At 62.0% G+C, this 24,632-nt stretch carries 22 protein-coding genes and 1 pseudogene; 15 read left to right on the forward strand and 8 right to left on the reverse strand.

The window, feature by feature from the left end; translation table 11 throughout:
- The 3 genes and pseudogenes from CF161_RS22665 to CF161_RS22675 all read right to left on the reverse strand — a co-directional run.
- Positions 1-214: pseudogene (locus CF161_RS22665) on the reverse strand (DNA polymerase III subunit chi); the annotation flags it as partial.
- Positions 215-221: 7 nt separating this feature from the next.
- Entirely contained in the window at positions 222-650 is a 429-nt protein-coding gene (locus tag CF161_RS22670; protein ID WP_020298953.1) for a DNA polymerase III subunit chi, read from the reverse strand.
- Positions 651-710: 60 nt separating this feature from the next.
- Positions 711-2,201, reverse strand: coding sequence for a leucyl aminopeptidase (locus CF161_RS22675; protein WP_020298954.1), 1,491 nt, complete (start codon positions 2,199-2,201; stop codon positions 711-713).
- Positions 2,202-2,510: 309 nt separating this feature from the next.
- Here CF161_RS22675 and lptF point away from each other — a divergent pair, with 309 nt between their 5' ends.
- The 8 genes from lptF to pdxJ all read left to right on the forward strand — a co-directional run bounded on the left by lptF (position 2,511) and on the right by pdxJ (position 10,851).
- Positions 2,511-3,629, forward strand: coding sequence for an LPS export ABC transporter permease LptF (lptF, locus tag CF161_RS22680; RefSeq protein WP_020298955.1), 1,119 nt, complete (start codon positions 2,511-2,513; stop codon positions 3,627-3,629).
- Entirely contained in the window at positions 3,622-4,683 is a 1,062-nt protein-coding gene (gene lptG / locus CF161_RS22685; protein WP_020298956.1) for an LPS export ABC transporter permease LptG, read from the forward strand. The genes lptF and lptG overlap by 8 nt, the downstream gene beginning before the upstream one ends.
- Positions 4,684-4,854: 171 nt before the next feature.
- Positions 4,855-6,654 carry a translation elongation factor 4 gene (gene lepA / locus CF161_RS22690; RefSeq protein ID WP_020298957.1) on the forward strand — a complete coding sequence of 600 codons (1,800 nt, stop codon included), beginning with the start codon at positions 4,855-4,857 and terminating at the stop codon, positions 6,652-6,654.
- A 5-nt stretch (positions 6,655-6,659) separates the two neighbouring features.
- Positions 6,660-7,514, forward strand: a complete 855-nt coding sequence (gene lepB / locus CF161_RS22695) for a signal peptidase I (protein WP_020298958.1) — start codon at positions 6,660-6,662, stop codon at positions 7,512-7,514.
- Between the two features lie 203 nt (positions 7,515-7,717).
- The gene (gene rnc / locus CF161_RS22700) at positions 7,718-8,407 is read left to right on the forward strand and encodes a ribonuclease III (RefSeq protein WP_020298959.1); all 690 of its coding nucleotides are present in this window, start codon (positions 7,718-7,720) and stop codon (positions 8,405-8,407) included.
- The gene (gene era / locus CF161_RS22705; protein ID WP_020298960.1) at positions 8,400-9,302 is read left to right on the forward strand and encodes a GTPase Era; all 903 of its coding nucleotides are present in this window, start codon (positions 8,400-8,402) and stop codon (positions 9,300-9,302) included. The genes rnc and era overlap by 8 nt, the downstream gene beginning before the upstream one ends.
- Positions 9,303-9,368: 66 nt before the next feature.
- On the forward strand, positions 9,369-10,058 hold the full coding sequence (gene recO, locus CF161_RS22710; RefSeq protein WP_020298961.1) for a DNA repair protein RecO: 690 nt from the start codon (positions 9,369-9,371) through the stop codon (positions 10,056-10,058).
- 49 nt (positions 10,059-10,107) lie between these two features.
- Positions 10,108-10,851, forward strand: coding sequence for a pyridoxine 5'-phosphate synthase (pdxJ, locus tag CF161_RS22715; protein ID WP_020298962.1), 744 nt, complete (start codon positions 10,108-10,110; stop codon positions 10,849-10,851).
- 152 nt (positions 10,852-11,003) lie between these two features.
- Here pdxJ and mltF read toward each other — a convergent pair whose 3' ends face one another.
- Positions 11,004-12,464, reverse strand: a complete 1,461-nt coding sequence (gene mltF / locus CF161_RS22720; RefSeq protein WP_020298963.1) for a membrane-bound lytic murein transglycosylase MltF — start codon at positions 12,462-12,464, stop codon at positions 11,004-11,006.
- Positions 12,465-12,750: 286 nt separating this feature from the next.
- On the opposite strand from mltF, the gene purL reads away from it, so the two are divergent.
- Complete coding sequence (purL, locus tag CF161_RS22725; protein WP_020298964.1) at positions 12,751-16,647, forward strand: phosphoribosylformylglycinamidine synthase; 3,897 nt, start codon at positions 12,751-12,753, stop codon at positions 16,645-16,647.
- A gap of 5 nt (positions 16,648-16,652) precedes the next feature.
- On the forward strand, positions 16,653-16,964 hold the full coding sequence (locus CF161_RS22730; protein ID WP_020298965.1) for a YqfO family protein: 312 nt from the start codon (positions 16,653-16,655) through the stop codon (positions 16,962-16,964).
- 71 nt (positions 16,965-17,035) lie between these two features.
- Here the strand turns inward: CF161_RS22730 and CF161_RS22735 are convergent, their stop codons facing one another.
- Together CF161_RS22735 and CF161_RS22740 are read right to left on the reverse strand one after the other, a co-directional pair.
- Positions 17,036-17,539 carry a murein L,D-transpeptidase family protein gene (locus CF161_RS22735; RefSeq protein WP_020298966.1) on the reverse strand — a complete coding sequence of 168 codons (504 nt, stop codon included), beginning with the start codon at positions 17,537-17,539 and terminating at the stop codon, positions 17,036-17,038.
- A 191-nt stretch (positions 17,540-17,730) separates the two neighbouring features.
- Positions 17,731-18,282, reverse strand: a complete 552-nt coding sequence (locus CF161_RS22740; protein WP_020298967.1) for an NUDIX hydrolase — start codon at positions 18,280-18,282, stop codon at positions 17,731-17,733.
- 146 nt (positions 18,283-18,428) lie between these two features.
- On the opposite strand from CF161_RS22740, the gene CF161_RS22745 reads away from it, so the two are divergent.
- The 5 genes from CF161_RS22745 (at position 18,429) to purT (ending at position 21,678) form a co-directional block, all read left to right on the forward strand.
- Positions 18,429-19,028 carry a CoA pyrophosphatase gene (locus CF161_RS22745; RefSeq protein ID WP_020298968.1) on the forward strand — a complete coding sequence of 200 codons (600 nt, stop codon included), beginning with the start codon at positions 18,429-18,431 and terminating at the stop codon, positions 19,026-19,028.
- Positions 19,029-19,083: 55 nt separating this feature from the next.
- Positions 19,084-19,608, forward strand: coding sequence for a gamma carbonic anhydrase family protein (locus CF161_RS22750; protein ID WP_020298969.1), 525 nt, complete (start codon positions 19,084-19,086; stop codon positions 19,606-19,608).
- On the forward strand, positions 19,605-19,814 hold the full coding sequence (locus CF161_RS22755) for a DUF1289 domain-containing protein (protein WP_020298970.1): 210 nt from the start codon (positions 19,605-19,607) through the stop codon (positions 19,812-19,814). The genes CF161_RS22750 and CF161_RS22755 overlap by 4 nt, the downstream gene beginning before the upstream one ends.
- A 113-nt stretch (positions 19,815-19,927) precedes the next feature.
- Positions 19,928-20,395 carry a VUT family protein gene (locus tag CF161_RS22760; RefSeq protein ID WP_020298971.1) on the forward strand — a complete coding sequence of 156 codons (468 nt, stop codon included), beginning with the start codon at positions 19,928-19,930 and terminating at the stop codon, positions 20,393-20,395.
- A gap of 101 nt (positions 20,396-20,496) precedes the next feature.
- Positions 20,497-21,678, forward strand: coding sequence for a formate-dependent phosphoribosylglycinamide formyltransferase (purT, locus tag CF161_RS22765; protein WP_020298972.1), 1,182 nt, complete (start codon positions 20,497-20,499; stop codon positions 21,676-21,678).
- Between the two features lie 75 nt (positions 21,679-21,753).
- Here purT and CF161_RS22770 read toward each other — a convergent pair whose 3' ends face one another.
- Both CF161_RS22770 and CF161_RS22775 read right to left on the reverse strand, forming a co-directional pair.
- On the reverse strand, positions 21,754-23,064 hold the full coding sequence (locus tag CF161_RS22770; protein WP_020298973.1) for an MFS transporter: 1,311 nt from the start codon (positions 23,062-23,064) through the stop codon (positions 21,754-21,756).
- Positions 23,065-23,380: 316 nt separating this feature from the next.
- Positions 23,381-24,622: a transporter associated domain-containing protein gene (locus tag CF161_RS22775; RefSeq protein WP_043230164.1), complete on the reverse strand. Its 1,242-nt coding sequence runs from the start codon at positions 24,620-24,622 to the stop codon at positions 23,381-23,383.
- Positions 24,623-24,632: the final 10 nt, after the last annotated feature.

Genomic DNA, 24,632 nt, shown 5'->3' on the forward strand with positions numbered 1-24,632 from the left:
CTGGCGCCTCGACGGGGGCGGCGGGGGCGGGCTCAACGGCCGCTTCGGGTTGCTTGCCGCCGACCATGTCGAACAGCAGGGGGATTTGCACGTCGCCGTTCACGGTCTCGGTGAGCAGCGGCGGTTGCAGGTTGTCATCGCCGAGCAGTTGGCGGATCGACTCGAGGTCGTCCAGCAGATGCGCGGACTTTTGCTGCGGTTTTGGAGTGTCCATCGGGTGCTCAGAGTCGCTGTAAACGGTGATCTTGCAGAGGATAGCCCTGTTCGCGATAGAAACGGAAACTCTCGCGGGCGGCCTGACGAATCGTCGGGTCTTCGACCACGACTTCGGCGATCCGGGCAAACGCCTTGGCAAAGGCCGGGACTTTCAGGTCCAGGTTCACCAGCAGATCCTGGTGGGCGCCGCAGTCATCGCCCAGGCCAAGGACAATCAAGCCCTCCGGCTCGTTTTCGGCGGGGCCGTGGGGCACGAAGGTCTCACCCTTGAAGCGCCACAGGCGGGCATCCAGGTCTTCGCGCTGGGCGGCATCGCTGCAATGCAGGTAGATGCGGTGGCCCATGCGCCAGGCTTTTTCCGTGAGCTTGCAGGCAAAATCCAGGCGCGCTGAAGGATCCGCGCTGGGAAGGATATAAAAGTCGACTTTGGTCATTGCGATTCCTGAGCCTGGGCTGGCGCCGCCCGCAAGCGGCGCCGACCGAGGTCATGGGTTTCAGGCTTTGGCGCGATCCAGCAGGTACTGGGTCAGCAGGGGAACCGGACGGCCAGTGGCGCCCTTGTCTTTGCCGCCGCTGGTCCAGGCGGTGCCGGCGATGTCCAGGTGCGCCCAGTTCAGGTTCTTGGTGAAGCGCGACAGGAAGCAGGCCGCCGTGATGGTGCCGGCTTTCGGTCCGCCAATGTTGGCGATGTCGGCGAACGGGCTGTCCAGTTGCTCCTGGTACTCGTCGAACAGCGGCAGTTGCCAGGCGCGGTCGTCGGCTTGCTGGCCGGCGCTCAACAGTTGGCCGATCAGCTCGTCGTTGTTGCCCAGCAGGCCGGAGGTGTGGGAGCCCAGGGCTACGATGCAGGCGCCGGTCAGGGTGGCGATATCGATCACCGATTGCGGCTTGAAGCGTTCGGCGTAGGTCAGGGCATCGCACAGCACCAGGCGGCCTTCGGCGTCGGTGTTGAGGATCTCCACGGTCTGGCCGCTCAGGGTGGTGACGATGTCGCCCGGACGCGCCGCGCCGCCGCTTGGCATGTTCTCGGCGCAGGCCAGGATGCACACCAGGTTGATCGGCAGCTTGAGCTCGAGGACCGCGCGCAGGGTGCCGAAGACGCTGGCCGCGCCGCCCATGTCGTACTTCATTTCATCCATGCCCGCGCCCGGCTTGAGGCTGATGCCGCCGGTGTCGAAGGTGATGCCTTTGCCGACCAGGGCAAACGGCTTCTCGGATTTCTTGCCGCCGTTGTATTGCATGACGATCAGGCGTGGAGGCTGGTCGCTGCCCTGGCCCACGGCATAGAACGAGCCCATGCCCAGTTCCTTGATCTTCTTCTCGTCGAACACTTCGACTTTCAGGCCCTTGAACTCTTTACCCAGGGCCTTGGCCTGCTCGCCGAGGAAGGTCGGGTGGCAGATGTTCGGCGGCAGGTTGCCCAGGTCGCGGGTGAAAGCCATGCCATTGGCGATGGCCGTGGCGTGGGTGACTGCGCGCTGGACTTCAGCCTGGGCGGCCTTGATGGTCAGCAGGGTGATTTTCTTCAGGGCGCGAGGTTCGGCCTTCTGGCTCTTGAACTGGTCGAAGACATAACCGCCATCGATCAGGGTTTCGGCCAGCAGCCGGGACTTGCCGTAGCTGTCGCGGCCCTTGACCACCACTTCGTCCAGCGCCAGTACGGCATCACTGCCGCCCAGGCCCTTGAGGGTATTGAGCACACCGCTGGCAATTTTACGGAACGGGCGGTCGCCGAGTTCGGCGTCCTTGCCGATGCCGACCAGCAGCAGGCGTTCGGCCTTGAGGTTGGCCACGTTGTGCAGCAGCAGGCTCTGGCCGACCTTGCCGGTCAGGTCGCCGCGCTTGAGGACGGCGCTGATGGCGCCGCCGCTGAGTTCGTCGAGTTGGCTGGCGACCGTGCCGAGCTTGCGGCCTTCGCCGATGGCGACCACCAGAGTGGCGGTCTTCAAGGTTTCTGGGCTAACGCTTTTTACAACCAGTTCCATGTCCGGATCCCTGAGGTAATGGTCAAAGAGCGCAAGGTCGATGCCCTGCGCGGGGCGTATCTATATATAGAAGAAAGTATCGTCAGCCAGCGACGACAAAGCCGCCAGTTTGAACCTCGCCGCCCGAGCCTGACAACCCTCCAGCGTGCGAACTTCGCCGCTTTAGAGGCCTGCATGAGCATGTGCAGTGACAGGCGCACGCATTCACAGGATAATGCGCCATCTTTTTTCGGCGGCCTGCCTTGGCGGGCCGGCTCGATACGTTTGCTTGTTTGGCCGCCTTAGCCTGACAGCCCTGGAGTGTCTGGTTTGATCGTCTTTCGTTATCTATCTCGCGAAGTCCTGCTGACCCTGAGCGCCGTGAGCGCGGTGCTGCTGGTCATCATCATGAGCGGGCGCTTCGTCAAATACCTGGCCCAAGCTGCCTCGGGGGCGCTGGATCCGGGTTCGCTGTTCCTGATCATGGGCTTTCGTCTGCCCGGGTTCCTGCAACTGATTCTGCCGCTCGGCCTGTTCCTCGGCATTCTCCTGGCCTATGGCCGGTTGTACCTCGAAAGTGAAATGACCGTGCTCTCGGCCACGGGCATGAGCCAGCAGCGTCTGCTGGGCATGACCATGATTCCGGCCACGCTGATCGCCGTGCTGGTCGGCTGGTTGAGCCTGGGCCTGGCGCCGCAGGGGGCGAATCAGTTCCAGCTGCTGCTCAACAAGCAGGACGCCATGACCGAGTTCGACACCCTGGTGCCGGGTCGCTTCCAGGCGCTCAACGACGGTACTCGTGTGACCTACACCGAGCAGTTGTCCGAGGACCGGGCCAATCTGGGCGGCGTGTTCATTTCGGAAAAACGCCTGAACAAGGACAAGAAGGACCAGGGGATTTCGGTGCTGGTCGCCGAAAAGGGCCACCAGGACATCCGTCCGGACGGCAACCGCTACCTGATCCTGGAAAACGGCTATCGCTACGACGGCAACCCGGGTGAGGCCAATTACCGGGTGATCAAGTACGACACCTACGGCGTATTGCTGGCCAAGCCGGACGTCAGCGACGAAGTCACCGACCGCGACGCCATGCCGACCCGCGACCTGTTCGGCAAGACCGACCTGCGGGCCGTGGCCGAGTTGCAATGGCGCCTGTCGCTGCCGTTGCTGGTGTTTATCGTGACCCTGATGGCCGTGCCATTGGCGCGGGTCAATCCGCGACAGGGGCGTTTCCTCAAGCTGATTCCGGCGATTCTTCTTTATATGGCTTACCTGACTATCCTGATTGCCGCCCGTGGTTCCCTGGAGAAGGGCAAGTTGCCGCCAGCGCTGGGCTTGTGGGGCGTGCATGTGTTGTTCCTGCTGGTCGGCCTGGCCCTGCTGTATTGGGAGCCTTTGCGCTTGAAACTGGCGAGTCGCCGCAGCGTGCAGGAGATGGCCCGTGGTTAAGCTCGATCGCTACATTGGTAGCAGTGTATTCATGGCCATCCTGGCAGTGCTGGGGATTATTCTCGGCCTGGCGTCGTTGTTCGCATTTATCGATGAGATGGGCAGCGTCAGCGACAGTTATACCGTGATGGACGTGCTGGGCTTCGTATTGCTGACCGCGCCGCGTCGGGTGTACGAGATGCTGCCGATGGCCGCGCTGATCGGCTGCCTGATCGGCCTGGGCAGCCTGGCCAGCAACAGCGAACTGACCATCATGCGTGCGGCCGGTGTTTCGGTCGGGCGTATCGTCTGGGCGGTGATGAAGCCGATGCTGGTGCTGATGCTGGTCGGCGTGCTGGTGGGCGAATACGTGGCACCCGCCACCGAAAGCCAGGCCCAGGCCAATCGCGCCCTGGCCCAGGGTTCGGGCGATGCGCAAAGCTCCAAGCACGGCCTGTGGCACCGCCAGGGTGATGAATTCATTCACATCAACGCGGTCCAGCCCAATGGTTTGCTGTACGGCGTGACCCGTTACCACTTCGACAAGGAACGCCACCTGCTGTCCTCGAGCTTCGCCAAGCATGCCAAGTTCGACAAGGATTACTGGCAGCTGACGGATGTCACCACCACCTACTTCCGCGAAGGCCACACCGAGGTCATCAGCGCCCCGGATGAGCGTTGGGACGTAGCGTTGAGCCCGCAGTTGCTGAGCACCGTGGTCATGGCCCCGGAGTCGCTGTCGATCACCGGCCTGTGGGGTTATATCCACTATCTGGCGGACCAGGGGCTGAACAACGGCCGGTACTGGCTGGCGTTCTGGGTCAAGGTGCTGCAACCGCTGGTCACCGCCGCCTTGGTGCTGATGGCGATTTCCTTCATTTTCGGCCCGTTGCGCTCGGTAACCCTGGGGCAGCGGGTGTTCACCGGGGTGCTGGTGGGCTTTACCTTCCGCATCGCCCAGGACCTGCTGGGGCCGTCGAGCCTGGTGTTCGGCTTCTCGCCGCTGTTCGCGGTGCTGGTGCCTGCCGCTATTTGCACCCTGGCCGGCTTCTGGCTGTTGCGTCGCGCCGGCTGATGACGCCGCCGCCAGGCGCTGCAGGATGACAAACGCCCCGGTCGCAAGATCGGGGCGTTTGTGCATTTGCCGGTGGCTGACAGGCGAACGTGACGCTAGCGCGGTGTTTCAGGTACAATTCCCGGCTATTTTTCGGCGGGCTATGCCTGCAGCCTTTTTGAGTGTTGACCTGTGAGTGATTTGAGTCATATCCGCAATTTCTCCATCATCGCCCACATTGACCATGGCAAGTCGACTCTGGCTGATCGCTTCATCCAGATGTGCGGCGGCCTGGCCGAACGCGAAATGGAAGCCCAGGTCCTGGACTCCATGGACCTTGAGCGTGAGCGCGGTATCACCATCAAGGCCCACAGTGTCACCCTGTATTACACCGCCCGCGATGGCATCAAGTACCAGCTGAACTTCATTGATACCCCGGGCCACGTCGACTTCACCTATGAAGTCAGCCGGTCGCTGGCGGCCTGTGAAGGTGCATTGCTGGTGGTGGACGCCGGTCAAGGCGTTGAAGCGCAGTCGGTTGCGAACTGCTACACGGCGATCGAACAGGGCCTGGAAGTCATGCCTGTCCTGAACAAAATCGACCTGCCACAGGCCGATCCGGATCGGGTCAAAGAAGAAATCGAGAAAATCATCGGCATCGATGCCACCGACGCGGTCGAGTGCAGTGCCAAGACCGGCCTGGGCGTCGATGAAGTGCTCGAGCGTCTGGTCAAGACTATTCCTGCGCCAACCGGCAACTACGAAGATCCGCTGCAAGCGTTGATCATTGACTCCTGGTTCGACAACTACCTGGGCGTTGTGTCCCTGGTGCGTGTGCGCCATGGCCGGGTGAAGAAGGGCGACAAGATCCTGGTCAAGTCCACCGGCAAGATCCACCTGGTGGACAGCGTCGGTGTGTTCAACCCGAAACACACCGCCACCACCGACCTGAAGGCCGGTGAAGTGGGCTTCATCATTGCCGGTATCAAGGACATTCACGGTGCGCCAGTGGGCGATACCCTGACCTTGAGCTCGACGCCCGATGTTGATGTGCTGCCAGGCTTCAAGCGGATCCAGCCGCAGGTCTATGCCGGTTTGTTCCCGGTCAGCTCCGACGACTTCGAAGACTTCCGTGAAGCCCTGCAAAAGCTCACCCTGAACGACTCGTCGCTGCAGTACACCCCGGAAAGCTCCGACGCCCTGGGCTTCGGCTTCCGTTGCGGGTTCCTCGGCATGCTGCACATGGAAATCATCCAGGAGCGCCTCGAGCGCGAGTACGACCTGGACCTGATCACCACCGCGCCGACCGTTATTTTCGAGCTGTTGCTGAAAACCGGTGAAACGATTTACGTCGACAACCCGTCCAAGCTTCCAGACTTGTCGTCCATTGAAGACATGCGCGAGCCCATCGTTCGCGCCAATATTCTTGTGCCGCAAGAGCACCTGGGCAACGTCATTACCCTGTGTATCGAAAAGCGTGGCGTGCAGCACGACATGCTGTTCCTCGGCTCCCAGGTCCAGGTGACCTACGATTTGCCGATGAACGAGGTGGTCCTGGACTTCTTCGATCGTCTCAAATCCACCAGCCGTGGTTATGCTTCGCTGGATTACCATTTCGATCGTTATCAGTCGGCTAATCTGGTGAAACTGGATGTGCTGATCAACGGTGACAAGGTCGACGCCCTGGCGCTGATCGTGCACAAGGATAACGCGCACTACAAAGGTCGCCAGTTGACCGAGAAGATGAAAGAACTGATTCCGCGCCAGATGTTCGACGTCGCGATCCAGGCCGCCATTGGCGGGCAGATCATTGCGCGGACCTCCGTCAAGGCACTCAGAAAGAACGTATTGGCCAAATGCTACGGCGGTGACGTTAGCCGTAAGCGCAAGCTGTTGGAAAAGCAGAAGGCCGGTAAAAAACGCATGAAGCAAGTCGGTAACGTGGAAATTCCACAAGAAGCCTTCCTTGCAGTGCTCAGGTTGGATAGTTAGGTCCTATGTCACTAAATTTCCCGCTGTTGCTGGTCATCGCTGTCGCCGTTTGCGGTTTCCTGGCGTTGCTCGATCTGATCTTTCTGGCGCCACGTCGGCGTGCGGCCATCGCCAACTATCAGGGCAGCGTCAGCGAGCCGGATGGGGTGGTGGTCGAGAAACTGAACAAAGAGCCGTTGCTGGTTGAATACGGCAAGTCGTTCTTTCCGGTGCTGTTCATCGTATTGGTGCTGCGTTCGTTTCTGGTGGAGCCGTTCCAGATCCCTTCGGGCTCGATGATGCCAACCCTGGATGTGGGCGACTTCATCCTGGTGAACAAGTTTTCTTACGGGATCCGCCTGCCGGTGATCGACAAGAAAGTCATCGAAGTCGGTGATCCGAAACGCGGCGATGTGATGGTGTTTCGCTACCCGAGCGACCCCAACGTCAACTACATCAAGCGTGTAGTCGGCCTGCCGGGTGATGAAGTGCGCTACACCAGCGACAAGAAGCTGTTCATCAATGGCCAGCCAGTGGCTGAACTGTTGGTGGGCTCGCAGCCCGGGAGCCTGGGCAGTGCGGAGCTTTACAAGGAAAAACTCGGCGAAGTCGAGCACCTGATTCGCAAAGAGATGAGTCGCTACCACGCCCCGACCGATGGTCAGTGGGTGGTCCCCGCCGGTCATTACTTCATGATGGGCGACAACCGCGACAACTCCAACGACAGCCGTTACTGGGATGACCCGAGCATTCCCAAGGACTTGCTGGGCATGGTTCCCGACAAGAATATCGTCGGCAAGGCCTTTGCAGTCTGGATGAGCTGGCCCGAACCGAAACTCAGCCACCTGCCGAATTTCTCGCGGGTTGGCCTGATCAAGTAATCACACCCACGGCGCTGTTGAACACAGCGCCGAATGCTTTTCTGGAGCGGGGATAACGGCGAACGACCGGGATCGCCCAGGCGCCAGAAGCATGCAGTCAACGATATTCAGGATGTGCATTTGAACACTGCGTTAATTGCCACAGGCACTGTATGCCTCCCTATGGTGGTGAAATTCGACCACGAACTCAGCGTGGGTAAACCGTGAGCGTTTCTTTGAGCCGTCTCGAGCGTCAGCTCGGCTACACCTTCAAGGACCAGGAACTGATGATCCTGGCCCTCACTCACCGCAGCTTTGCCGGGCGCAACAATGAGCGCCTGGAATTCCTTGGTGATGCCATTCTCAACTTCGTGGCCGGCGAGGCGCTGTTCGAGCGTTTCCCTCAGGCTCGCGAAGGCCAGTTGTCGCGTTTGCGCGCGCGCCTGGTAAAAGGTGAAACACTGGCTGTACTGGCCCGTGGTTTCGACCTGGGCGAGTACTTGCGCCTGGGCTCCGGTGAGTTGAAAAGCGGCGGTTTTCGTCGTGAGTCGATCCTTGCCGATGCCCTGGAAGCCTTGATCGGTGCAATCTACCTGGATGCCGGCATGGACGCAGCGCGTGACCGCGTGCTGGCCTGGCTGACCTCCGAGTTCGACAGCCTGACGCTGGTCGACACCAACAAAGATCCCAAGACCCGCCTGCAGGAATTCCTGCAATCGCGTGCCTGCGACCTGCCACGTTACGAAGTGGTGGATATCCAGGGTGAGCCCCATTGCCGGACGTTCTTCGTCGAATGTGAAATCACCTTACTGAATGAAAAAAGCCGAGGTCAGGGTGTGAGCCGTCGTATTGCCGAACAGGTAGCGGCCGCTGCAGCACTGATTGCCCTGGGCGTGGAGAATGGCCATGACTGATTCAACTGCAACACGCTGTGGCTATGTCGCCATCGTCGGCCGCCCGAACGTGGGCAAATCGACGCTGCTCAACCACATCCTCGGACAGAAGCTGGCCATCACCTCGCGCAAGCCGCAGACCACCCGTCACAACATGCTCGGGATCAAGACCGAGGGCGCTGTCCAGGCGATCTACGTCGATACCCCCGGCATGCACAAAGGTGGCGAAAAGGCCCTCAACCGCTACATGAACAAGACTGCTTCGGCGGCGTTGAAAGACGTCGACGTGGTGATCTTCGTGGTTGATCGCACCAAGTGGACCGACGAAGACCAGATGGTCCTCGAGCGCGTGCAGTACGTGACCGGCCCGCTGATCGTCGCGCTGAACAAGACCGATCGCATCGAAGACAAGGCCGAGCTGATGCCGCACCTGTCCTGGTTGCAGGAGCAGTTGCCGAACGCGCAGATCATGCCGATCTCGGCCCAGCACGGGCACAACCTGGAAGCGCTGGAGCGAGTGATCGCCGAGCACCTGCCGGAAAACGATCACTTCTTCCCTGAAGACCAGATCACCGACCGCAGCAGCCGCTTTCTCGCCGCCGAGCTGGTGCGCGAGAAGATCATGCGCCAGATGGGGGCCGAGCTGCCGTACCAGATCACCGTGGAAATCGAAGAGTTCAAGCAGCAGGGCAAAACCCTGCATATTCATGCGCTGATTCTCGTCGAACGCGATGGCCAGAAGAAAATCATCATTGGTGACAAGGGCGAGCGCATCAAGCGTATCGGCACCGAGGCGCGCAAGGATATGGAAGTGCTGTTCGACTCCAAAATCATGCTCAACCTGTGGGTCAAGGTCAAAGGCGGCTGGTCCGACGACGAGCGCGCCCTGCGTTCCCTGGGCTACGGCGACCTGTAATAGCGCCGGCTCTTGGAGTGGGGGAGTGCGCTCCCTCACCCTCTCTCACCTGAGAACCGGACACTGATGTCTACCCACCCCCCTGTCGGCCAACCCGCTTATGTCCTGCACAGTCGCGCCTACCGCGAATCCAGTGCCCTGGTCGACTTCCTCACGCCCCAAGGCCGCCTGCGTGCGGTATTGCGCAGTGCGCGCGGCAAGGCCGGAACCCTGGCCCGGCCATTTGTGCCTTTGGAAGTCGAGTTTCGTGGGCGCGGCGAGCTGAAGAACGTCGGGCGCATGGAAAGTGCCGGCGTCTCCACCTGGCTCAATGGCGAGGCGCTGTTCAGTGGGCTCTACCTCAATGAATTGCTGATTCGCCTGTTGCCTGCCGAGGATCCCCATCCGGCGGTCTTCGATCACTATGCCGCGACCTTGCTGGCCCTGGCCGAGGGGCGTCCACTGGAGCCCTTGTTGCGGGCGTTCGAATGGCGGCTGCTGGATGACCTGGGCTATGGCTTTGCCCTGGACAGCGATATCCATGGCCAGCCGATAGACGCCAAGGGCCTGTACCGCCTGCAGGTGGATGCCGGGCTGGAACAGGTTTACCTGCTGCAGCCGGGGCTGTTCAACGGCACCGAGCTGCTGGCCATGGCCGAGGCCGACTGGAGCGCCCCCGGCGCGCTGTCGGCCGCCAAGCGCTTGATGCGCCAAGCCCTGGCGGTGCACCTGGGCGGTCGGCCATTGGTCAGTCGCGAGTTGTTTCGCAAGCCCTGATCACCCCGTATGCTGTGCGCCGAATCTTCATTTATTCAGGAGCGCTTCCGTGACCACCAGCAATCGCATTCTTCTTGGCGTGAACATCGACCACGTCGCCACCTTGCGTCAGGCGCGGGGCACCCGTTATCCCGACCCGGTCAAGGCCGCGCTGGATGCAGAAGAGGCGGGCGCTGACGGCATCACCGTGCACCTGCGCGAAGACCGGCGGCATATCCAGGAGCGCGACGTCGTGCTGCTCAAGGACGTGCTGCAGACCCGCATGAATTTCGAGATGGGCGTTACCGAGGAAATGATGGCGTTCGCCGAACGCATCCGTCCGGCGCACATCTGCCTGGTCCCGGAAACCCGCCAGGAACTGACCACCGAAGGCGGTCTGGATGTCGCGGGCCAGGAAGCGCGGATCAAGGCCGCGGTCGAGCGCCTGTCGAAAACCGGCGCCGAAGTGTCGTTGTTCATCGACGCGGATGAGCGGCAGATCGAAGCCTCCCGCCGTGTCGGCGCCCCGGCCATCGAGCTGCACACCGGACGCTACGCCGATGCGCAGACCCCAACCGAAGTCGCGCAAGAGTTGCAGCGCGTGGCTGAGGGTGTGGCCATCGGCTTGGCTCAAGGGCTGATCGTCAACGCCGGGCACGGCCTGCATTACCACAACGTCGAGGCGGTGGCGGCAATCAAGGGCATCAACGAACTGAACATCGGTCACGCCCTGGTGGCCCATGCCTTGTTCGTCGGCTTCAAAGGCGCCGTGGCGGAAATGAAGGCCCTGATCCTGGCCGCCGCCAAAGCCTGACTCAGCGCTGTAGCCGCTGCCGACAGGCTCGGGCCGCGTTTGGGCGCTGGCTGTGATGGGCGCCGTGGTGTCGGTAGATTGATGCCGTTGCGGATGGCCAGCGCCGCCTCGCGGGCTCGGCAGCGGTTACGGGGCGTATTTGGAGTGGGGCGTTAGAGCGGTGGGTTTTCTGCTGGGGGCTTGGTCTTGTCGACGCCGGGCACGTGCAGATTGCCTTCGGCGACCTGGTCGCCTTCCAGCTGCGGCTGCGTGACCCAGGTCAGGATGTCGTAGTAGCGCCGGATGTTGGCCACAAAATGCACCGGCTCGCCGCCCCGGGCGTAGCCGTACCGGGTCTTGCTGTACCACTGCTTCTGCGACAGCCGTGGCAGCATTTTCTTCACGTCCAGCCACTTGTTGGGGTTGAGCCCCTCTTTCTCCGCCAGCTTGCGCGCGTCGTCCAGGTGGCCGGTGCCGACGTTATAGGCGGCGAGGGCGAACCAGGTGCGATCCGGCTCCTCGATCTTGTCGTCCAGTTGTTCCTTGATATAGGCCAGGTACTTGGCCCCGCCGCTGATGCTCTGCTTGGGGTCCAGGCGGTTGGACACGCCCATGGCCTGGGCGGTGTTTTGCGTCAGCATCATCAGGCCGCGTACGCCGGTCTTGGACGTCACCGCGGGCTGCCACATGGATTCCTGGTAGCCAACGGCCGCCAGCAGGCGCCAGTCGACTTTCTCCTGCTTGGCCGAGGCCTTGAAGTGCTTCTCGTATTTGGGCAGGCGCTGTTGCAGGTGCTGGGCAAAGGTGTAGGCGCCCACGTAGCCCAGAACATCCACATGCCCGTAGTAGCGATCTTTCAGACGTTGCAGGGTGCCGTTCTTCTGCACCTTGTCGAGGTAGGCGTTGATCTCGTTGAGCAGGCTGTTGTCGTCGCCGGCGGCCACGGCCCAGCTCTGGTTGCTGGCGTCGCCGAGGTCGAAGGCCACGCGCACGTTGGGAAAGTACACCTGGTTCATCGCCACTTCGTTGGAGTCGACCAGGGTCAGGTCGATCTGCCCTTCGTCGACCATGCGCAACAGGTCGACCACTTCCACCGCGTCCGATTCTTCGTATTCGATGCCGGGGTACTTCAGCTTCAGATCGGCCAGTTGCTCGGCGTGGGTGCTGCCCTTGAGCACCATGATGCGCTTGCCCACCAGGTCGGCGGCGTTGGTCGGCCGGGACTGGCCGTTGCGATAGATGATCTGCGGGGTGACTTCAAGGTAAGGGTGGGAAAACCTGACTTGTTGCTGGCGTTTCTCGCTGCTGACCAGGCCGGCAGCAGCCAGTACCGGGCCGTTAGGTTTACCCAGCTGGCCAAAAAGGTCATCGAGGTTGTCGGCGGTTTCGATCTTCAGCTCAACGCCCAGATCGTCGGCGAAACGTTTCACCAGCTCGTATTCGAAGCCGGTTTCGCCATTGCGATCCTGAAAGTAGGTGGCCGGGCTGTTACGGGTGACCACCCGCAGCACACCATCCTCCTTTATACGCTCCAGGGTGCTGGGTTTTTCAACACAGGCACCGAGCATCAGGAAGAGTCCGGTTGCGATGAGCCATCTGGCACAGCGCGGACGTAAAGCCATAGGGGAAAACATTTGCGCAGTATACGCAAAGGACCACGGCCGCCATATCTCGACAGATAAGGGCGGGTCTGCTAGAGATTCGCCGCCGGCGCTGGAGCCCTTGTGAATGGCGGCTCGCTGCTCAAAGTGAGGCTTAAAATAACCCTTCTGAATGGGCCTGATGCCTCTTTGTTATAGCCAGCGCCCCCTGGGCCGACGTCTGGCGACAGTCTCGCGTAGCGTTTCGGGTGCCGTGGCGGGCGCTTTAGGCTAGAATGCACGGCCTCAAAGCACACCCCTTCCCGAGGCTGTCCCGAAGATGTTGATCCTGCGCGGCGCTCCTGCCCTTTCTGCCTTTCGCCACAGCAAACTCCTTGAGCAACTGAGCCGATCTGTTCCGGCTGTCAGTGGCTTGTATGCTGAATTCGCTCACTTCGCCGAAGTCACCGGCGACCTGACCGGCGACGAACAGCAGGTGCTTGCGCGCCTTCTGAAGTACGGTCCAAGCGTACCGGTCCAAGAACCGACCGGTCGCCTGTTCCTGGTGCTGCCGCGGTTTGGCACCATCTCGCCATGGTCGAGCAAGGCCAGTGATATCGCCCGCAACTGTGGCCTGGCAAAAATCCAGCGCCTGGAGCGCGGTATTGCGTTCTACGTGGCCGGTGAGTTCAGCGATGTCCAGGCGCAACAGATCGCCGACGTCCTGCACGACCGCATGACCCAGATCGTCCTGGGCAACCTGGAACAGGCTGCCGGCCTGTTCAGCCATGCCACGCCCAAGCCGCTGACCGCCATCGATATCCTCGGCGGTGGCCGCCAAGCGCTGGAAAGCGCCAACCGCGAACTGGGCCTGGCCCTGGCCGAAGACGAAATCGATTACCTGATGAGTGCCTTCCAGGGCCTCAAGCGCAACCCGCACGACATCGAACTGATGATGTTCGCCCAGGCCAACTCCGAGCATTGCCGGCACAAGATCTTCAATGCCAGCTGGGACATCGACGGCCAGAGCCAGGACAAGAGCCTGTTCGGCATGATCAAGAACACCTACGTGATGCACAGCGAAGGTGTTCTGTCGGCTTATAAGGACAACGCCTCGGTGATCGTCGGCAACGTTGCCGGCCGTTTCTTCCCGGACCCCGAGACCCGCCAGTACGGCGCGGTGCAGGAGCCGGTGCATATCCTGATGAAGGTCGAAACGCATAACCACCCGACGGCGATTGCCCCGTTCCCGGGCGCCTCCACCGGCTCCGGTGGCGAGATCCGTGACGAAGGTGCCACCGGTCGCGGCGCCAAGCCCAAGGCTGGCCTGACCGGTTTCACCGTCTCCAACCTGCAGATCCCGGGTTTCGAACAACCGTGGGAAGTGCCGTACGGCAAGCCCGAGCGCATCGTCACCGCGCTGGACATCATGATCGAAGGCCCGCTGGGCGGCGCCGCGTTCAACAACGAATTCGGCCGTCCAGCCCTGACCGGCTACTTCCGTACCTTCGAGCAATCCATCACCACCCCCCGTGGCGATGAGGTTCGTGGCTACCACAAGCCGATCATGCTGGCCGGCGGCATGGGTAACATCCGTGCCGAACACGTACAGAAAGGCGAGATCACCGTCGGCTCCAAGCTGATCGTGCTCGGCGGCCCGGCCATGCTGATCGGCCTGGGCGGCGGCGCTGCTTCCTCGATGGCCACCGGTACCAGCTCGGCTGACCTGGACTTTGCCTCGGTACAGCGCGAAAACCCGGAAATGGAACGCCGTTGCCAGGAAGTCATCGACCGTTGCTGGCAGTTGGGTGACAAGAACCCGATCAGCTTCATCCACGACGTCGGTGCGGGCGGTTTGTCCAACGCCTTTCCGGAACTGGTCAACGATGGCGACCGTGGCGGCCGTTTCGAGCTGCGCAATATTCCCAATGACGAGCCGGGCATGGCCCCGCACGAAATCTGGTCCAACGAATCCCAGGAGCGTTACGTCCTGGCAGTCGGCGCTGAAGATTTCGCACGCTTCCAGGCGATCTGCGAGCGCGAGCGCTGCCCGTTCGCGGTAGTGGGCGAAGCCACCGCCGAGCCGCAGTTGACGGTCACCGACAGCCACTTTGGCAACAGCCCGGTGGACATGCCTCTGGAAGTGCTGCTGGGCAAGGCCCCGCGCATGCACCGTTCGGCGGTTCGCGAGACCGAGCTGGGCGATGATTTCGACCCGAGCAGCCTGTCCATCGACGACTGCGTGGAGCGCGTCCTGCACCACCCGGCCGTGGCCAGCAAAAGCTTCCTGATCACCATTGGCGACCGCACCATCACCGGCCTGGTTGCCCGCGACCAGATGGTCGGCCCGTGGCAGGTTCCCGTGGCTGACGTGGCCGTCACCGCCACCAGTTTCGACGTCTACACCGGTGAAGCCATGGCCATGGGTGAGCGCACGCCGCTGGCCCTGCTCGACGCTCCGGCGTCCGGGCGCATGGCGATTGGCGAAACCCTGACCAACATCGCGGCTTCGCGCATCGAGAAAATCTCCGACATCAAACTGTCGGCCAACTGGATGTCCGCTGCTGGCCACCCGGGTGAAGATGCGCGCCTGTATGACACCGTGAAAGCGGTCGGCATGGAGCTGTGCCCGGAGCTGGGAATCACCATTCCGGTGGGCAAGGACTCGATGTCCATGGCCACTCGCTGGAGCGACGAGGGCGTCGACAAGAGCGTGACCTCGCCGCTGTCGCTGATCGTCACCGGCTTCGCGCCCGTGGCGGATATCCGCAAGACCCTGACCCCCGTGCTGCGCATGGACAAGGGCATCACCGACCTGATCCTGATCGACCTCGGCCGTGGCCAGAACCGCATGGGCGCCTCGATCCTGGCCCAGGTTCACGGCAAGCTCGGCAAGCAGGCACCGGACGTCGATGACGCCGAAGACCTGAAGGCCTTCTTCGCAGTGATCCAGGGTCTCAACGCCGACGGTCACCTGCTGGCCTACCACGACCGTTCCGACGGTGGTTTGCTGACCAGCGCCGTGGAAATGGCCTTCGCCGGTCACTGCGGCCTGAGCCTGAACCTCGACGGCGTGGCTGAAACCTCGGCCGACATCGCCGCGATCCTGTTCAACGAAGAGTTGGGTGCCGTGATCCAGGTACGCCAGGACGCCACGCCAGACGTGCTGGCACAGTTCAGCGCCGCCGGCCTGGGCGACTGCGTGTCGGTCATCGGCCAGCCACTGAACAATGGCGAAGTCAGCATCACCTTCAATGGCGACACCGTATTCTCCGGCCAGCGCCGTCTGCTGCAACGCCAGTGGGCTGAAACCAGCTACCAGATCCAGCGCCTGCGGGATAACGCCGACTGCGCCGAGCAAGAGTTCGACGTGCTGCTGGAAGAAGACAACCCGGGCCTGAGCGTCAAGCTGGCCTTCGACGTCAACCAGGACGTTGCCGCGCCTTACATCAAGAAGGGCGTGCGTCCTCAAGTGGCGGTCCTGCGTGAGCAAGGCGTCAACGGTCAGGTGGAAATGGCTGCGGCCTTCGACCGCGCGGGCTTCAACGCGATCGACGTGCACATGAGCGACATCCTTGCCGGGCGTGTCGACCTGAACGACTTCAAGGGCATGGTTGCTTGCGGCGGCTTCTCTTACGGCGACGTACTGGGTGCCGGTGAGGGCTGGGCCAAGTCGGCGCTGTTCAACAGCCGTGCGCGGGACGCCTTCCAGGGCTTCTTCGAACGTACCGACAGCTTCACGCTGGGTGTGTGCAACGGTTGCCAGATGATGTCCAACCTGCACGAACTGATCCCGGGCAGCGAGTTCTGGCCGCACTTCGTGCGTAACCGTTCCGAGCAGTTCGAAGCCCGTGTGGCCATGGTCGAAGTGCAGAAGTCGAACTCGATCTTCCTCCAGGGCATGGCCGGTTCGCGCATGCCGATCGCCATCGCCCACGGTGAAGGCCATGCCGAGTTCGCCAACGAAGACGCTCTGCTTGAAGCCGATCTGTCCGGTTGCGTGGCCCTGCGTTTCGTCGACAACCACGGCAAGGTCACCGAGAACTACCCGGCCAACCCGAACGGCTCGCCGCGCGGGATCACCGGCCTCACCAGCCGTGACGGTCGCGTCACCATCATGATGCCGCACCCGGAGCGGGTGTTCCGCGCGGTGCAGAACTCCTGGCGCCCTGAAGAGTGGAACGAAGATGCAGCGTGGATGCGCATGTTCCGTAACGCTCGGGTCTGGGTGAACTAAGGGGCATGTACAAGCTCAGCTTCTTCGTTACTCCCAGCCATGTGGACGTGGTCAAGAGCGCTGTATTCGCCGCCGGTGGCGGACGGATCGGTGCCTACGACCACTGCGCCTGGCAGGTGCTGGGCCAGGGTCAGTTTCGCCCGCTGGACGGCAGCCAGCCGTTTCTCGGGCAAACCGGCCTGGTCGAGCAGGTCGAGGAGTGGAAGGTCGAGCTGGTGGTGGCCGATGAGCTGATCCGTTCGGTGGTGATGGCCCTGAAACAGAGCCATCCCTACGAAACGCCAGCTTATGAGGTCTGGCGCCTGGAAGACTTCTAGGCTCGCCATTGCAAAAAAGCCCGCTGAACCGGTAACGGTCAGCGGGCTTTTTCATGGGGCGGGGCAAGCGCTCAGGGGCGGATTTCGATCATGGTGCCGTCCTTGACCAGACCCCAGACTTCTCGCATATCGACGTTGCGCATGGCGATGCAGCCGTCGGTCCAGTCCAGGGTATGGAAGAACTGCTCGGGGTAATCTTCGCTGTCCGGCGTGCCGTGGATCATGATCATGCTGCCCGGTGGCACGCCTTCGCGGCGTGAGCGGGCGGAGTCGCTGATATTCGGGTAGGAGATGTGCATGGCCAGGTTGAAGCGGTCGCTGGTCTTGCGCCAGTCAAGCCAGTAGAAGCCTTCCGGCGTGCGTTTATCGCCTTCCATCAGTTTTGGCCCCTTGGGCTGCTTGCCCAGGGAAATGCGATAGGTCTTGAGCGGCTTGCCGTCGTTGATCAGTTGCAGTTGGTGGGCCGACTTGAGGACCAGCACTTTTTCGATGATCTTGCCGTCCAGGGTTTCTACCGTAGAGGCGTGGGACGCAACAGTGAGCGACAAGCAGAGAAGGGCAAACAACCAGCGCATTGAAACGATATCCCTAGGCGTACACCGGTGCTGCGTACGTTTTATTGTTTAAGAGCCTGTTCGCGATCTGCGGCGCTTGGCACGTGCGGTGCTGAAAATGCCTTCGACAGGCTCATTTAGCGGCCTAAATTGCGCGTTCGCAGCCATTTTTTGTCCAGCCTGAGCGTCGCTCGCAGGATCGGGAACAGGTTCTACGTGATGGCAGACTGAGAGAGTGGTGGAATCGACTCGGAGCGCACGGGGAAGTCCTCGGTGTGCCGGTCAGCGAAGAAGCATTCTAAGGTACGCCCGACCGTGCGGAAAGCCAGCTCGGACCAAGGGATCTCCGACTCTTCGAATAAGCGCACTTCCAGGCTCTCTTCGCCGGCGGCAAAGTCCAGGTCCGCCAGCTCGGCGCGAAAAAACACGTGCACCTGGCTGATATGGGGTACGTCGATCAGGGTGTAGATACTCAGGTTGCGGACCCGGGCGCAGGCTTCTTCGGCGGTTTCGCGGATGGCGGCCTGTTCGATGGTCTCGCCGTTTTCCATAAAGCCTGCGGGCAGGGTCCAGTAGCCACGGCGTGGCTCGATGGCGCGGCGACACAGCAGCACCTGGGTGCCCCAGGTCGGCACGCAGCCGGCGACGATATTCGGGTTCTGGTAGTGGATGGTCTGGCAGTGGTCGCAGACAAACCGCAGGCGTGAGTCGCCCTCGGGAATACGCTGGGTTACCGGTTTACCGCACTGGCTGCAAAATTTCATGCTGGGCTTCCGAAAAGGCTGGGCCTATCTTGGCGTGCGGCCAGTTTGTCGGCAAGTTGTCGTTAAGCGACATGCCAGGGGCCGGGGGTTGGGCCGATGCCGGGATTGGTGCATGATGCACGGTAGCCAACAGATCGAGATGACTCATGCTGGACGAGCTACTTCATCGGGTAACCAACCATACGCCACGAACGCTGGAGACCGATCGCCGTTTTCCGGAGGCGGCGGTGCTGGTGCCTATTACCCGCAGTGAAGAGCCGGAACTGGTGCTGACCCTGCGTGCCAGTGGGCTTTCGACCCATGGCGGTGAAGTGGCGTTTCCCGGTGGAAGGCGTGACCCGGAAGACCCCGACCTGATCTTCACCGCACTGCGCGAGGCGCAAGAGGAGATCGGCCTGCCTCCGGGCCTGGTGGAAGTCATCGGTCCCTTGAGCCCGCTGATTTCGTTGCACGGGATCAAGGTCACACCCTATGTCGGGGTGATTCCCGACTATGTCGAATACCTGGCCAACGACGCCGAGATTGCCGCGGTGTTCAGTGTGCCGCTGGAGTTCTTCCGCCAGGACCCGCGCGAGCATACCCACCGCATCGACTATCAGGGCCGCAGTTGGTATGTGCCCAGTTATCGCTTTGGCGAATACAAGATCTGGGGTTTGACGGCGATCATGATCGTCGAACTGATCAATCTGCTGTATGACGCCAAAATCAGCCTGCATCACCCTCCCAAGAGCTCTATCAATATTTGAAGCCATCGCTCGTATGGCATGAACCCGCGGCCGCCTGAGCCCTGAGGATAAGAAGATGAAATACCGCCTGGGCGATGCCCGAGTTGAAACCCACCCGCAAAGTTGGGTCGCCCCGAACGCCACGCTGGTGGGCAAGGTCAAGCTGGAGGAGGGTGCCAATGTCTGGTTCAACGCGGTGTTGCGCGGCGACAACGAACTGATCCTGATCGGCAAGAACAGCAATGTGCAAGATGGCACAGTGATGCACACCGACATGGGCTACCCGCTGACCATCGGCACCGGCGTCACCATCGGCCATAACGCCATGCTGCATGGCTGTACCGTTGGCGATTACAGCCTGATCGGTATTAATGCGGTGATCCTCAACGGGGCGAAAATCGGCAAAAACTGCATCATCGGCGCCAATTCGCTGATTGGCGAAGGCAAGGAAATTCCCGATGGCTCGCTGGTGATGGGCTCGCCCGGCAAAGTGGTGCGCGAACTGACCGAGCCGCAAAAGAAAATGCTCGAAGCCAGTGCCGCGCACTATGTGCACAACGCCCAGCGCTACGCCCGCGACCTGGTCGAGCAAGAACAATGACCAGCACCGAGCGCCCGGTTGCCTCGCCCTGCGTCAGCATCTGCGCCCTGGATGACGACGACATCTGCACCGGCTGCCAGCGAACCGTGGATGAGATCACCCGCTGGAGCCGCATGGACAACGGCGAGCGGCGCAAAGTGCTCGGCCTGTGCCACGAGCGAGCCAAAGCCAGCGGCCTGGTATGGATGCTGGGCAGCTCCAACTGACCTGTAGCCCGTGCGGCAGCGGCACCAGTGGGATGAGTGGAGGGCGGCAGATTTTGCGTGCGCCTGGCCGCTCAAGTACCCTGTGCGCCTTATCTACAGGTACCTTTCGCGCCATGCTCTTCCTGATTGCTTACATCAGCAGCGTCGTGCTGATCAACTACGCCTTTTCCAGCGCCCCGCACCTGGACATCATCTGGTCGGCCTGGGGCGGGTTGGTGTTTGTGCTGCGCGATATGGTGCAGACCCGCTTCGGCCACGGTGCTCTGGTCGCCATGCTGGCGGCGCTGGTGCTGTCTTATGTGACCTCCGATCCGACGATCGCCCTGGCCAGCGCCACGGCATTCGCGGTCTCCGAGTGCATTGACTGGCTGGTGTTCAGCATTACCAAGCGCCCGCTGCACGACCGGCTATGGATCAGTTCGGCGCTGAGCATCCCGCTGGACACCTTTATCTTCTTCGGCCTGATCGACGCGCTGACGCCTGGAGTGGTGCTCACCGCCCTGGGCTCCAAATTCGCCGGCGTGACGGTGGTCTGGCTGGCCATGGCCTGGCGGTTGCGCAAGGCGACGTGCGCCAGCTGAGGCCAAACCCCGCGGTTCATGTAAAATGCCGCGCTTTCTCCCCATGGGTCGCCCGTCTGGTGCGCGGCCCTCGATGATCCGCTCCTTTTGAGGACCTGCAGATGACCCGTATCGGAACTCCATTGTCGCCAACCGCGACCCGCGTTTTGCTTTGTGGCTGTGGCGAGTTGGGCAAGGAAGTGGTGATCGAGCTGCAGCGCCTGGGCGTTGAAGTGATTGCCGTGGATCGCTACGCCAATGCGCCGGCGATGCAAGTGGCTCACCGCAGCCACGTCATCAACATGCTCGATGGTGCGGCCTTGCGGGCGGTGATCGAGGCGGAGAAACCGCACTTTATCGTGCCGGAGATCGAAGCCATCGCCACGGCGACCCTGGTCGAACTGGAAGCCGAAGGCTTCACCGTGATCCCGACCGCGCGCGCCACGCAGCTGACCATGAACCGTGAAGGCATTCGCCGCCTGGCCGCTGAAGAGCTGGACCTGCCGACCTCGCCCTACCACTTCGCCGACACCTTCGAAGACTATTCCAAGGCGGTTCAAGACCTGGGCTTCCCCTGCGTGGTCAAGCCGGTCATGAGCTCCTCGGGCAAGGGCCAGAGCCTGCTGCGCAGTACCGATGACGTGCAGAAGGCCTGGGATTACGCCCAGGAAGGCGGACGTGCCGGCAAGGGCCGGGTGATCATCGAAGGCTTTATCGATTTCGACTACGAAATCACCCTGTTGACCGTGCGTCACATCGGCGGTACCACCTTCTGCGCACCGGTCGGGCACCGTCAGGAGAAAGGTGACTATCAGGAATCCTGGCAGCCCCAGGCCATGAGCCCCAAAGCCCTGGCGGAATCCGAGCGTGTGGCCAAGGCCGTGACCGAGGCGCTGGGTGGCCGTGGCCTGTTTGGTGTCGAGCTGTTTATCAAGGGCGATCAGGTGTGGTTCAGCGAAGTGTCGCCGCGCCCGCATGACACCGGCCTGGTGACCCTGATTTCCCAGGACTTGTCGCAGTTTGCCCTGCATGCGCGGGCGATCCTGGGCTTGCCGATTCCATTGATTCGCCAGTTCGGGCCATCGGCTTCGGCGGTGATCCTGGTGGAAGGCCAGTCGACCCAGACCGCATTCGCCAACCTGGGCGCCGCCCTGAGCGAGCCGGACACCGCCCTGCGTCTGTTCGGCAAGCCGGAAGTCAATGGCCAGCGGCGCATGGGCGTGGCCCTGGCACGTGACGAGTCAATCGAGGCCGCCCGGGCCAAGGCTACCCGCGCTTCGCAAGCCGTGGTGGTCGAGCTCTAAAGCCAGCGCCGGCAAGTTGGCCCCTACAGGCGTGCGTTAGCCATGTAGGGGCCGGATTGCCGGCGATGGGTTCTCTCAGGCGACCCGATTCAGGTCGTTATCCCGCGTCTCTTTCAGGCACAGCACAGCGATCAGGCTGAGCAACGCTGCCGCCGACACATACCCGCCGACATAACTCAGGCCACCCATCGCCACCAGCTTCGTGGCAAAGAAGGGCGCCGCCGATGCGCCAACAATTCCCCCCAGGTTATAGGCCGCCGAAGCGCCGGTATAACGCACGCGGGTCGGGAACAGCTCCGGCAGCATCGCGCCCATCGGGGCGAAGGTCACCCCCATCAGGAACAGCTCCAGGGCCAGGAACAGCGCCACTGCCCAGGTCGAACCGTGGGTCAGCAGCGGCTCCATGGTGAAGCCCGACAGAATGGCCAGCACCGCGCCGACGATCAGCACCGGCTTGCGTCCGTAACGGTCGCTGGCCAGGGCCGCAATCGGTGTCGCCAGGCCCATGAACAGCACGGCGAAGCACAAGAGTCCGAGGAAGGTTTCACGGCTGTAGCCCAGGGTAGACACGCCGTAGCTCAGGGAAAACGCCGTGGTGATGTAAAACAGCGCGTAGCACACCACCATCGACGCCGCCCCCAGCAGCACCGGCAACCAATGCTGGCTGAACAGCTCTACCAGCGGCACTTTGACGGGCGCTTCGTGGGCCACCGCGTTGGCAAACACCGGGGTTTCATGCAGCTTCAAGCGGGCATACAGGCCAACCATCACCAGCGCGGCGCTGAGGATGAACGGGATGCGCCAGCCCCAACTGCGGAACTGCTCGTCGCTGAGGTTCATGGCCAGGATCAGGAACAGGCCGTTGGCTGCCAGGAAACCGATGGAGGGGCCCAGTTGCGGAAACATGCCGAACCAGGCGCGCTTGCCCTTTGGCGCGTTCTCGGTGGCCAGCAATGCCGCGCCGCCCCATTCGCCGCCCAGGCCCAGGCCCTGGCCGAAGCGCAGTACGCACAACAGGATCGGCGCCCAGGCCCCGATGCTGTCATAGCCGGGCAGCAAGCCGATCAGCGTGGTGCAGACCCCCATCAGCAGCAGGGAGGCCACCAGGGTCGATTTGCGGCCGATGCGATCGCCAAAATGGCCGAACAGCGCCGAACCCATGGGGCGGGCGATAAAGGCAATGCCGAAGGTCAGAAACGAGGCAAGCATCTGCGCCGTGCCGGAGGTTTGCGGGAAAAACACCGGGCCGATCACCAGCGCGGCGGCCGTGGCGTAGATGTAGAAGTCGTAGAACTCGATGGCGGTGCCAACGATGCTCGCCGTGGCAACGCGAGCGGTCGAGTTGGTCGGGGCGGCGGTCGCGGCCTCGTTATAGGTGGTGCTCATTGAAGTATCCCTGACGGTCATTGCGCGTTTGGACGCGGATTATTATTAGTCGTACACCCCTGGGTCAGGGGCGTGCGCGGGGTGGCTCGGGATGGGAGCAAACACCGTTCAGACACAATAAAGCGGTGCCTGGACGCGCTGAGTGCGGGTAGCACGCGGTCGGGCGGGGCTTGGGTAAGCCAGGGGATTATAGGAAGGGGGCTATCGATTCAACAAGGGGGAAAAACAGCGTTTTTTTTAAGAAAACAGCCGCTATCTTGCGGGTTTAATCGCTATCAAGCGGCTGTTTTGCGCTGATTTCGCCTTCCCTTGAGATTTATCTCGTGGCGGGAGTCGAGCTGGTGTGCCAGATCAATACGCGGCTGATGCGGTTGTCTTCGGTCTCGAGGATTTCCAGGCGATAGCGGCCGATCTTCAGGCAGACGGCGCTGTCGGGGATGGTTTCCAGGGCTTCGGTGACCAGGCCGTTGAGGGTTTTCGGGCCATCGCTGGGCAGGTGCCAGCCCAGGCTCTTGTTCAGCTCGCGGATCGATGCGGCACCTTCGATCACGTAGCGACCGTCGGCTTGCGGGTGGATGTGCGGGTTGTCGAGGCTGTGCTCGCTTTCGAACTCGCCGACGATTTCTTCGAGAATGTCTTCCAGGGTCACGATGCCCAGGACTTCGCCGTATTCGTCGACCACCATGCCCAGGCGCCGCTGCTGTTTGTGGAAGTTCAGCAGTTGCAGTTGCAGCGGTGTGCTTTCGGGCACGAAGTAGGGCTCGTGGCAGGCGCTGAGCAGGGCGTCCTTGGTCAGGCTGGCATCCGGCAGCAGGTGGCGGATTTGCCGGGTGTTGAGCACCGCCTCGACCTGGTTGATATCGCTGTGGAACACCGGCAGCCGAGTGCGCTTGGAGACCCGCAGCTGCTCGATGATCTCTTCGATGGAGTCGTCGAGGTTGATCCCGTCGACTTCGCTGCGCGGCACCAGGATGTCGTTGACCGTGATGTTGTCCAGGGCATGGATGCCCGACAGCAGGTGCGGGCGGCAGTTGGCGGGCTCGTGGCTCGACGGGTGCTCCGGCTCGGGCGCCAGGTCATCCTCGCTGTGTTTGACCACGCCGACTTTCGGGGTGAAGGGGCGCAGCAGCAACAGGCTGATGGCATTCAGCAGCCAGGCGCCCGGGTAGATGATCTTCAGGGGCACGCCCAGCAGGGTGTTGCCCAGGGCCAGAACCCCTTCCGGGTAGCGCACGGCCAGGGCTCGCGGCAGGTAGTCGGCGAGCACCAGGAGCAGGCAGGTGGCGATCAGGCAGGCCATCCACGGGCCGTTCTGTTCCCAGTAGAACAGCGCGAGCAGGGTGCTGAGGATCACCGTCAGCACCCGGCACAGGGTGTTGCACAGGATCAGGCTTTCGCGGGGGAAGCTCAGGCGGGCCAGGGGCCTGTCGCCGGAGCGAGAGGCGTTGCGCAGGGTCAGCAGGTGCTGCTGGGCGATTTCGATGGCGGTGAACAGTGCCGACCATAAAACCAGCAAGGCCAATACAGCGAGCATCGGCCCTATGGGCAAGTTGTCCATGATGGCTGCT

The organism is Pseudomonas sp. CF161, assembly GCF_000416215.1.
Lineage (GTDB): Bacteria > Pseudomonadota > Gammaproteobacteria > Pseudomonadales > Pseudomonadaceae > Aquipseudomonas.